Genomic DNA, 10,285 nt, shown 5'->3' on the forward strand with positions numbered 1-10,285 from the left:
TCGTTTAAAAAATTATCAATTATCAATTACCAATTATCAATTTATAACCAAACCCCCGAATAGTTTCAATAACATTACAAAAACCACATTCAGACAACTTACGTCTTAACAACCGCACCTGAGCAGCAACAACATTGCTAACATTATCACTTGCAAAATCCCAAAGTCGAGCGCGAATTTGATCATGAGTTAAAACTTGTTGATGATGCTGCATCAAATATTCTAAAAGTTGAAATTCCTTAGCAGTCAGAACAACAGATAAATAACTGTTAGCGGATAAATTCACCACCAAAAAATTACCATAATCTAACATTAAATCACCCACTTGTAACTGTGGAGGTTGAAAATTAGGAATCCTGCGTTGTAAAGCTCTCACTCTTGCTAATAATTCCTCCATCCCAAAAGGTTTAACCAAATAATCATCAGCACCCGCATCCAAACCAGTAACCCGATCAATCATACTATCTCTAGCAGTTAAAATCATCACAGGTAAAGGATTTTTTTGTTGTCTTAACCTTTGACAAATTTCCAAACCTGATAACTGTGGTAACATCCAATCTAAAATAGCAATTTCATATCTTTGGGGTATTGTTTGCAAATATTCCCAAGCAGTAGCTCCATCTTCCACCCAATCTACAATATAATCACGCTTAGTAAGAGCATGATGAATACTACTACCTAAATCTTTTTCATCTTCAACTAATAACAAACGCATAATTAAAAAATACCTATTACCAAACTATGGTAAATACTTTTGTACAACAGTCCAACCAGTCAAAGAAACCCATGTAAATCCAAAAAATAAAATCATATTTAAGGTAATATGTAAAGGTCTAGCCCATAACTTATCAGCACTGATTTGAGTGGCGCTAAAAGCAGATATTAAAACCAAAATCACAACCGTTAAACCAGCAAATAAATGTGAAGAATGACCCAAAGAACCAAAATGTCCTAAAGTACCAACAATACCAACAGCTAAAAGTAGCAAAACTAGACTAACCATAGTGATACCAATAGCATAATGAAATTTTTTAACAATATTATTTACCCTTGGTAAAACAACACCGATGGGAGAACGTCCTGTATTTCTCACTTGCCATAACCAGAAACCTGTCATACCTAAAAAAGTATAAGCCAAAATTGACAAACCCATAGACCAGGCGGCAATTTTCCATAACCATAAAAAAGAAGGTAGGTGCATAATAAAAAATCCAAATGAAAAAGTCAAAATTAAAAAGGAGTGCTGTAGAAAGTAGAAAGTAGACGTAGGATAAAGAATTAATTTTTACCCATGCTTCCTGCTCCCTGATTTCCTCCTAAACTGAGAATATCACAGACTGATTGCGACCTCTTTGTTTAGCACCATATAGGGCTTGATCTGCTTGGGAAATCAAAGTACATATTGATAATTCAGCAGTAGGTATAATAGTAGAAATGCCAAGACTAATGGTGATAGTATCATTCACCAGAGATTCTTGGTGAGGAATGGCTAAATTTTTGATAGCAGCGTGAATTTTATCAGCTACAGCGATCGCTCCCTTAACATCAGTATTAGATAAAATCACCACAAACTCTTCTCCACCATAACGAGCTACCAGATGGGTATGACGACAAGTCACTTCTTGTACAGCTTGAGCAATTTTAAATAGGCATTCATCCCCTAATAGATGTCCATAGAAATCGTTATATCGTTTAAAATAATCAACATCAAATAACAGTAAAGATAAAGGTTTTTGTTCTCTGTATAGTCTTTGCCATTCTTCTTCTAAACGATGATCAAAACAACGACGATTAGCAATTTGTGTTAACCCGTCAGTATTTACTAGCTTTTCTAATTCTTGGTTTGCTTTTCTCAAGTTTGCTTCTGCTTCCTGCAAAGCTAACTCTACTTGTTTACGGTTGCTGATATTCGTAACCCTGACCAAATCAATAACTTGACCTGCTATATTAATGCGTTTTACCGCCAAATTGCCCCAGAAATTATTGCCTTTTTTAGTAAAATATTCTACTTCTCGACTCCAAAAACCTAACTTAGCTACATCATCAGCAATCATTTCAATTTCATTATCGCTAAATCGCTGTTTTTGGAAATCCTGTCCATCAGTACCAATCAATTCTTTTTTATTGGCAACTTCAAACATTTCCACAGCGCGACGATTACAATCAATAATTAACGGATTGGCAACATCAACCAGAAAAATGGCATCGGTAGATTCGTTATAAATAGCTTCTCGAAAATCTCGACTTTTCCTAAGTTCTACTTCTGCTTGTTTGCGATCAGTTATATCTTGAGATGTTCCTAAAGTTTGTCTAACACTTCCATCCGCAGTTCTAGAAAACACCATATCTCGACTATAAAGCCAACGCCATTGACCTTGAGCATCCTTAACGCGGTACTCTATTTCCACACACTCATAATCTTGTAGACTATAAAGCTCTTGCATTTTCTGATAGACCAAATTCAGATCATCAGGATGACAGATAGTAGGATACAAGTTAGCTCCCATTTCCTGAACAGCTTCAGCCGAATAGCCTAATATTTTGGCAACACAACGATTCATGTAAACATTACGCTGTTCTATATGGTCGTAAATATAAAGTAGGTTTGGCGTTAGTTCTGTAATCCTTTCAATAAAATGTTGACTCTTTAACAGTTGTTTTTCAGCTTGTTTTCGTAATCTAAGCTCATCGGACAAAACACTAACATCTCTCATCACGCCAATCACACAATCTTGCTCATCCAAAAATTCCATCCTAGCGGAGATGAGAACGGTCTTAATTTGTTGGGAAAAAGTGCGAATCTCAACTTTAAAATTCAGGAGAATTCTTTCATTAACTAGCGTTTGTCTGAAGTAGTGCAAATCCTCTATATTTTTCCATAATCCTAATTCCACACAGGTTTTACCAATGATATTTTCTGGGGTATCTCCCCAAAACTGGCAGAAACTTTCATTGACATTCAAACACTTGCCTTCTCCTAATGTAGCAATCCAAACAGGGTCAGGAGTAGTATTAAAAATGGTCAAAAATTTGGTTTCTGATTCCTGAAAGGTTCTTTTAACTTGAGCAGACATCTGATTAAAGGAAGTTGCTAAAACCTTTAATTCAGCAATTTTGATATCTTCAGATAAAGGTTCTTCCCATTTACCTTGTGCTAAACTTTGACTAGCTTGGCTCAATCGCAAAATCGGTTTAGCTATCCAGTGTGCAGTGAGGCTACCTGTACCAATGGTAATGATTAAAGCTAAACTACAAAGTAAGATGGTTCTGTTGCCATTAGCTTGAATTTTTGACATAAATTCCGTTTCGGGAATTACTGTCACTACCAGCCAATTTAAGCCGTAATTGTCACGGTAAGGCGTGACTCTCACAAAGGGTTTTTGCTCTAAAGTCGGGCGGAAACTTTGAGGATTAGAAATGGCTGGCAAACTGCCAAAACGTTTTATTAAATCCTGTGTTACTTCACGGATTACAGGTTCACGACTATTTAAGGCTTTGACTCGTTGGGCTTTACCATTGATGATGGGGGCTGGAGATTCATCCCCAGAACTAGCCACAATTAGCCCTGATTGCTCGATGATGAAAATATGACCTGATCTGCCACTACGTAATGTTTTCAGAAATTGACTGATTTGATTCAGTTCTAAATCTATACTCAGTACACCAAGCAATTTTTTCTGTTTGTCATAGACAGGAGTGCTGGCGGAAATACTAATACGATTAGGTAAGCCACCCCAAGTGTAAATGGAACTCCAGATCGGCTTACCAGCTTTAACTGCTTCTAAATACCAGGCAAAATCAACAAATTGGGGGTTTTTCAAGGTAGATACTAAAGAAACCCGATTACCCTGATTATCTACTGAGTAAAAGCGGAATTTGCTTTGATCCGATTTGGGAATTTCTGCAATGTCTATGCTCTTATTACCCAGCCCATAACCAGCACCAATAAATCCTCCCTCTTGACTACCAAAGTTAATGTAGGCAAAATTAAGCGATCGCACCTGACGATAAAAATATTTTCCCAGAGCATTAAAATCATTTAAGTCCAAGATTCCCGACTCAAAAGCATCTACATTTATGCGGTTGATTTCCTGGGCTTTCCCTAAATAACTATCTAGATGTTGATCAATGCTATCGCCCACCTCTATGATTAATTGATCTGCCATCTCCTCTACAGCCTCCTGTCCGCTACGGTAGGACAAATAGCCGACCAGTGTTACAACTCCCACTATTTGCAAAACAAATGGGACAATCAACAAGGTTTTTAGCTGTACATTAGCGAAAATCCTGGTAAACCAGTGGCCAGAGAAATAAGTCATAAGACAAGTATCGAGATACTTGATTCTAATTTAAACTCTGACATAACTAACAACTAAAAAAAAGGCTGCTGAGTTCAGCAACGCTTAAATTAGTGAAAATTATTTTTTTTAATCAACGGATACTAATCCAGTAATTTTTGAAACTTTGCCAATTTCCAACTTTCCCAAATATCATGCTCCCAGATTCAACAAAAACTCATGCTGTGACTGATAGGTTTTTATGTTGGTAGTGATATTTTGTAAAGGTTTTGTGGTATCTCCAATTTTTGTATTAATTTCGGACACCATCACATTGGTGTTTGTCGGTTCTTTTTCTGGTGCTAAGTTTAGATCACCATCATCACTACTGGGTTCGCTGATGGCAAGGCGATCGCATGGTATGGTATCCGATAAAATCGCACTGGCCATCATTCCCGTATGAATCTCCATCTGAGCTTCTTTTGAGGCTTCAAAAACTAGCCGTTGTCCAGGAAACACAACCCTTTCAAAGTACCAGTTAGGAATATTGGAAATGCGAGCGACCTGTATCTTGCTCGTGGCATTGACGTAGCAGCAGAGAATTTTCCCCGATTGCTCCGGTGGTAGAGAATCTAATATTTGAGCCATAACTGCTGAGGAGCTTTTACGCCACAATTTTACATTACACAACCAAAACTAACATCGCCCGATCCCCAGTTGCTGTAACTCCGACTACCAACTGGAATTTTCTGCATTATTTCTATCTAAAGTTATGTTTTGTTTATGGCCAAAACAACACATCCCCGACTTCTCAACAAAGAAATCAGGGATCTAATTATTTAATTATTTTAAAATAGTTCTTCCTTATCAGTTAAATGATAACAAATTCCCAATCTATTGTCAACCCCTAAATATTCTATTCTCTATATAAAACAAAAAAAGAGAGATAGAAAACTCTACCTCTCTTTTTAATTCATCAAATTACTATACCGTTCTCTGTATTCTCTAGGTTTAAAAAAAGATATATATATCAAAGTCTTGCGTTAGTCTTCACCACAAACGCTGTATTGAATAGGCATCAAAAATTGTATCAGCACTTATTATAGGTATATTTTCCACCATAGCTTGTGCAATTAACATTCTGTCAAAAGGATCACGGTGATGTAAAAGAAGTTGAGAAATGGTAGTAATATGACTGATTTTTATATCTAACACTGTGAAGTCATTAATAGTAATTTGTTGCGTGATAAACGTCTCAAATGGAATATTAAAAGTTAGCTTTCCTAACCCGTGTTTAATTCCCATTTCCCAAATACTAGCGATACTCAAAAAAAATCTTATTATTCTCATCGTTAATCAATTCTAAAACTTGATTACTAAGTCGAGAATTATCTGTTACATACCAAATAAATGTATGTGTATCCATCAAAAACATCATCACATATATTCCTGAAAATCTTCTAGAGGATCGTCAAAATCATCAGACATTGTTACCAGTCCCTTTGCACTACCAGGTTGACGACGGTGTTTAACAGGTAATACAGGAATTAATTTCACCACAGGTTGATTATCTTTCATGATGATAATTTCATCACCACCAAGTGCGGCTTCAATTAAATCAGATAAGTGTTGAGATGCTTCATCAAGAGTAATTTGCTGCATAATTACCACCTTTAGCTTTATTTAACTTTGTGCTTGCTACTCAACCCATAATTACTATTCTTGATCAAAAACTTCAAAAAACCCATCAGTACATCTGCATCTAAAAAAAAGAGAGATAGAAAACTCTACCTCTCCCAAGAACAAATTATTTAAACCAAATCAGAATTTAGTATCTGCTGGGTTTGTGAACGATAAAGCTGAGAACTTGGCACTGTTTAATGTTGTCAAAACCAACAACACGAACATAGCAGTTACCAAACTGAGAACGGCAACCTTGAACTTCGCTTAATACTTCTTGAGTGGTTTTAGCACCAAACAAAGGTAGCTTCCACATTGTCCAGAACAATTCGGTTGGTTCAGAAGTTTCGTTGAACTCAATTGCTGGAATGTAGCCTTGACTCAGAATGTACTGAATTTGCTTGGCAATTTGAGCATCAGACAGGGGAGGAAGATAAGAGAGAGTTTCGTAACGACGCTCTTTTGGTAAAGTTTGCATAGCTGTTGATAATGGGTTGTTTTTACTACTACGTTGACCGACTAACCGGATAAATTATCCAAATCAGGATCGGAAACTGTCTGCTGTTCAGTTATTGGGCTGGGATTTGATAAATTTAGTTGCGTGATGCGTTCGAGATGCTGGCGACGCTGTTCCATGTTGGCTTGCTGAATGCCAGTACGCACCATTTCTGGTAAGAAATCTGTCACTTCCGCCGCAATGTGTTCCCTGACAGTCATAATCCGCAAAGCCAAATCTGACTTGACCAGAAACAGTTCCTCAACATAAGCTTCTCCGTCCTGGATTTTCCCAGCAGAAAAGTTTTGTAACCAATGTGCTAAAGGAGGATTAGTTTCGCCTAGCTGTGCCAAAACAGTCATAAGTGCCTGATAAGTCAGATAACTTTGGAGAGTTTTGGCTGTGTCTTTCGCAATTTGCTTTAAATTCATGCTTGACCCAGCCCCATAGATTTTGGATTTTAGATTTTGGATTTTTTATATTGATCCAAAGTCCAAAATCCCAAATCCTAAATGATCAGACGGTATCCATTGCTTCAAACTCGAACTTGATTTCTTTCCACAGTTCGCAAGCAACAGCTAGTTCAGGAGACCACTTAGCCGCTTCGCGGATAATGTCGTTACCTTCACGAGCCAAGCTACGTCCTTCGTTACGAGCTTGAACACAAGCTTCTAGAGCAACACGGTTAGCGGTTGCACCAGGAGCGTTACCCCAGGGGTGACCAAGTGTACCACCACCAAACTGTAGTACGGAGTCATCACCAAAGATTTCTAACAGTGCGGGCATATGCCATACGTGGATACCACCGGAAGCAACTGCCATTACACCAGGCATAGAAGCCCAATCTTGGGTGAAGTAGATACCGCGAGACTTGTCTTGCTCAACGTAGTTTTCACGTAGTAGGTCAACGAAGCCCATGGTGATGCCGCGTTCGCCTTCCAATTTACCCACAACTGTACCGGTGTGAATGTGGTCTCCACCAGACATCCGCAAGGTTTTAGCCAATACACGGAAGTGGATACCGTGGTTCTTTTGACGGTCAATTACGGCGTGCATAGCACGGTGAATATGCAGCAAAATACCGTTCTTACGACACCAATGAGCCAAGGTGGTGTTAGCTGTGAAACCTGCGGTCAGGTAGTCGTGCATGATGATGGGCTGTTTGAGTTCTTTAGCGAACTCAGCACGTTCCAGCATTTGTTCACAGGTAGGTGCGGTAACGTTGAGGTAGTGACCTTTGATTTCACCGGTTTCTGCTTGGGCTTTGGCAATAGCTTCAGATACGAACAAGAAGCGATCGCGCCATCTTTGGAATGGTGCAGAGTTGATGTTTTCATCATCTTTGGTAAAGTCCAAACCACCGCGCAAACATTCGTATACAGCGCGTCCGTAGTTCTTAGCAGACAAACCTAATTTGGGCTTAATGGTACAACCCAACAAAGGACGACCGTATTTGTTCAACTTGTCGCGTTCAACTTGAATACCGTGAGGAGGACCTTGGAAGGTCTTCAGGTAAGCAACAGGAATCCGCAAGTCTTCCAAACGCAATGCGCGTAATGCTTTGAAACCGAATACGTTACCTACAATAGAGGTCAACATATTGGTTACGGAACCTTCCTCAAACAAGTCCAGAGGATAAGCAACGTAAGCGATGTATTGGTTATCTTCACCAGCAACTGGTTCGATGTCGTAGCAACGACCTTTGTAACGGTCTAGGTCGGTGAGCAAGTCTGTCCATACAGTTGTCCAAGTACCTGTAGAAGACTCAGCCGCTACCGCAGCACCAGCTTCTTCGGGTGGAACTCCAGGCTGAGGAGTCATCCGGAATGCTGCAAGAATATCTGTATCTTTAGGTGTGTAATCAGGAGTGTAATAAGTTAGTCTGTAATCTTTAACCCCAGCTTGATACCCAGACTTAGCCTGAGTCTTCGTTTGCGCGTAAGACATATTTTCCTTCCAAGAAGTCAATCTTTTTACTATCAAATCACGTTATGTGCAACTTTTTATCACCCTTTATTTTTCTCATTTTCTCATTACACATATAAGAAAAAATTATATTTAAGGGTCGATGGTCGGTTGAGGGTAGCGTTGTTTGTGCGATGAACATCTGGTAAAGGTAGCAAATTACCTCACCTTTTCATCTCTATAGTAGAGGCGCACATCCAGGTGCTTTAGTTTTCCCTCGTGCCACTAACACAAAGTCTTTTCTATCTTTTCTGCTTACCTGACTAAACCTGCTTAATTTTAGAGAAACTTCGGTGCTTTACGGGCATGATTTGGAATTTATGCCTTAAAACCAAGAGAAATTAGGTTTTTAAACTGTCTAGTTATTATACCGTATTTTTTCTCCTGATATCTTGCCCTGACTGGGTAAAAAGATATATAGGAAACTTCACTAACTGCGGTTTAGCTCCAGAGTGAGCCAAAGATAAAAAACTGCACAGGACGGAATTTGTAACTTGTCTCACAATATATCAAGAATTGAATAAGTTATTCTTTGAATTTTTTTAACTTTTATATTTGAATTTCTTATTAAAGAAATTTTTAAACATTTTGTTAAGAGTGCTTTACAAAGCTTAATTATTGGTTGTATAGCAGTACAGTTCAAATTAGAGTTGCTACTATTTATTCATTTTGCATTTTGAATTACTGAATTCTTCGGTACTCGAAAGGATATAAAACCGTGGTATTATTTCATAGACGTACTCGTTTATTGATGCTTTCTATCTTGCTGGGGCTGATCACTCTGCCCAGTATAGGAATACGAGTAAGAGCGCAGCAAAAACCTGATATCAATCCCACTAATTCCACAGCTACTTACCCAGTTGCACCCCCGCCAAAACGAGTAGACCCTTTACCCGATGACCGGGATGTGCTGGAGAGAGAAGTAGAAACTGATTACCGTATTAGTAACTTACTAGGAGATTTTGCTGGTAATCTGTGGGTCGGATCGTGGCGGGGTTTGTCGCGCATTGACCCAAATACGGGTAATATTGTGGCTCGTGTCAGTTTACCGAATGTTACCATTACTGCTTTAGCACAAGATAAAGTCGGTCGTTTGTGGGTAGGAAATTATGAGGGTTTGACAAGAGTAGACCCCCGTACTAATGAAATTACAGCCCAGAATTTATTACTACCTTCTAAACGGGTACTATCCCTGTTAGTTGATAAACGGGGTTATTTGTGGACGGGTACTGATAGCGGCTTAGCTTTAATTAGTCCCGACCAAGGTTTAATTATGACAACCTTGAAAAATCTACCTGGTGTTAGTGCTAATGCCATGACCTTAGATGCAGATGGTCAGCTGTGGGTAGGGACTTTAGATGGACTGGTAAGGGTGAATACTGCCAGTGCGTTGATCATGAAGAGGATAAATAATTTACCAGGGGCGACTGTGCAAGCTTTAGCTATCAGTCCCGAAGGGTTAATTTGGGCAGGGATGCCAAATCAATTGTTAGTAGTTAACCCGAAAAATGGGATTGTGTTAAGGTCTGTCACTCCTCTGCGGGGAAGAAATGTCACTTCAGTTCGTTTTGCTCAAGATGGTAGTGTTTGGGTTGGTACTAGCAATGGGTTGTTAAGGTTGAATCCAGATACAGGAGCTTTGTTGGATCAAGTAGCCGGACTTCCTTCTAGTCGGGTGCTAACTCTTGCACCTGATCTTGGTAATAAGTTATGGGTGGGAACCAGCGAGGGGCTGGCGTGGTTAATGCCTACAATGGATAAAGCACAGCCTCATTTCGGTTTTGGCCGGGCTGTGAAGTAGGGATTTGGGACTGGGGACTGGGGACTGGGGACTGGGGACTGGGAAGAGGTGATAGATAATTCTCCC

General features: G+C 39.2%; 10 protein-coding genes. 1 reads left to right on the forward strand and 9 read right to left on the reverse strand.

What is annotated here, in order from left to right; genetic code table 11:
* Positions 1-22: 22 nt before the first annotated feature.
* The 9 genes from rppA to VB694_RS11655 all read right to left on the reverse strand — a co-directional run bounded on the left by rppA (position 23) and on the right by VB694_RS11655 (position 8,400).
* Complete coding sequence (rppA, locus tag VB694_RS11615; protein ID WP_323360473.1) at positions 23-715, reverse strand: two-component system response regulator RppA; 693 nt, start codon at positions 713-715, stop codon at positions 23-25.
* A gap of 24 nt (positions 716-739) precedes the next feature.
* Complete coding sequence (locus VB694_RS11620) at positions 740-1,201, reverse strand: DUF4079 domain-containing protein (protein WP_323360474.1); 462 nt, start codon at positions 1,199-1,201, stop codon at positions 740-742.
* 115 nt (positions 1,202-1,316) lie between these two features.
* On the reverse strand, positions 1,317-4,319 hold the full coding sequence (locus VB694_RS11625; protein ID WP_323360475.1) for a diguanylate cyclase domain-containing protein: 3,003 nt from the start codon (positions 4,317-4,319) through the stop codon (positions 1,317-1,319).
* Between the two features lie 171 nt (positions 4,320-4,490).
* Complete coding sequence (locus VB694_RS11630) at positions 4,491-4,925, reverse strand: DUF1830 domain-containing protein (protein ID WP_323360476.1); 435 nt, start codon at positions 4,923-4,925, stop codon at positions 4,491-4,493.
* A gap of 402 nt (positions 4,926-5,327) precedes the next feature.
* Complete coding sequence (locus VB694_RS11635) at positions 5,328-5,627, reverse strand: type II toxin-antitoxin system VapC family toxin (RefSeq protein WP_323360477.1); 300 nt, start codon at positions 5,625-5,627, stop codon at positions 5,328-5,330.
* Positions 5,628-5,714: 87 nt separating this feature from the next.
* Entirely contained in the window at positions 5,715-5,939 is a 225-nt protein-coding gene (locus VB694_RS11640) for a type II toxin-antitoxin system Phd/YefM family antitoxin (RefSeq protein ID WP_323360478.1), read from the reverse strand.
* A gap of 166 nt (positions 5,940-6,105) precedes the next feature.
* Positions 6,106-6,435, reverse strand: coding sequence for a ribulose bisphosphate carboxylase small subunit (locus tag VB694_RS11645; RefSeq protein ID WP_323360479.1), 330 nt, complete (start codon positions 6,433-6,435; stop codon positions 6,106-6,108).
* Between the two features lie 41 nt (positions 6,436-6,476).
* Positions 6,477-6,884, reverse strand: a complete 408-nt coding sequence (rcbX, locus tag VB694_RS11650; RefSeq protein ID WP_323360480.1) for a RuBisCO chaperone RbcX — start codon at positions 6,882-6,884, stop codon at positions 6,477-6,479.
* An 85-nt stretch (positions 6,885-6,969) separates the two neighbouring features.
* Positions 6,970-8,400, reverse strand: coding sequence for a form I ribulose bisphosphate carboxylase large subunit (locus tag VB694_RS11655; RefSeq protein WP_323360481.1), 1,431 nt, complete (start codon positions 8,398-8,400; stop codon positions 6,970-6,972).
* A gap of 736 nt (positions 8,401-9,136) precedes the next feature.
* On the opposite strand from VB694_RS11655, the gene VB694_RS11660 reads away from it, so the two are divergent.
* Positions 9,137-10,219: a ligand-binding sensor domain-containing protein gene (locus VB694_RS11660; RefSeq protein ID WP_323360482.1), complete on the forward strand. Its 1,083-nt coding sequence runs from the start codon at positions 9,137-9,139 to the stop codon at positions 10,217-10,219.
* The last annotated feature ends 66 nt before the right edge of the window (positions 10,220-10,285 follow it).

It is taken from the genome of Anabaena sp. UHCC 0451 (genome assembly GCF_034931405.1).
Classification (GTDB): Bacteria; Cyanobacteriota; Cyanobacteriia; order Cyanobacteriales; family Nostocaceae; genus RDYJ01.

Excerpts from the sequence above, each read along its gene's own strand:
- rppA (WP_323360473.1), bottom strand. The coding sequence starts at position 715 with ATGCGTTTGTTATTAGTTGAAGATGAAAAAGATTTAGGTAGTAGTATT.
- VB694_RS11620 (WP_323360474.1), bottom strand. The coding sequence starts at position 1,201 with ATGCACCTACCTTCTTTTTTATGGTTATGGAAAATTGCCGCCTGGTCT.
- VB694_RS11625 (WP_323360475.1), bottom strand. The coding sequence starts at position 4,319 with ATGACTTATTTCTCTGGCCACTGGTTTACCAGGATTTTCGCTAATGTA.
- VB694_RS11630 (WP_323360476.1), bottom strand. The coding sequence starts at position 4,925 with ATGGCTCAAATATTAGATTCTCTACCACCGGAGCAATCGGGGAAAATT.
- VB694_RS11635 (WP_323360477.1), bottom strand. The coding sequence starts at position 5,627 with ATGAGAATAATAAGATTTTTTTTGAGTATCGCTAGTATTTGGGAAATG.
- VB694_RS11640 (WP_323360478.1), bottom strand. The coding sequence starts at position 5,939 with ATGCAGCAAATTACTCTTGATGAAGCATCTCAACACTTATCTGATTTA.
- VB694_RS11645 (WP_323360479.1), bottom strand. The coding sequence starts at position 6,435 with ATGCAAACTTTACCAAAAGAGCGTCGTTACGAAACTCTCTCTTATCTT.
- rcbX (WP_323360480.1), bottom strand. The coding sequence starts at position 6,884 with ATGAATTTAAAGCAAATTGCGAAAGACACAGCCAAAACTCTCCAAAGT.
- VB694_RS11655 (WP_323360481.1), bottom strand. The coding sequence starts at position 8,400 with ATGTCTTACGCGCAAACGAAGACTCAGGCTAAGTCTGGGTATCAAGCT.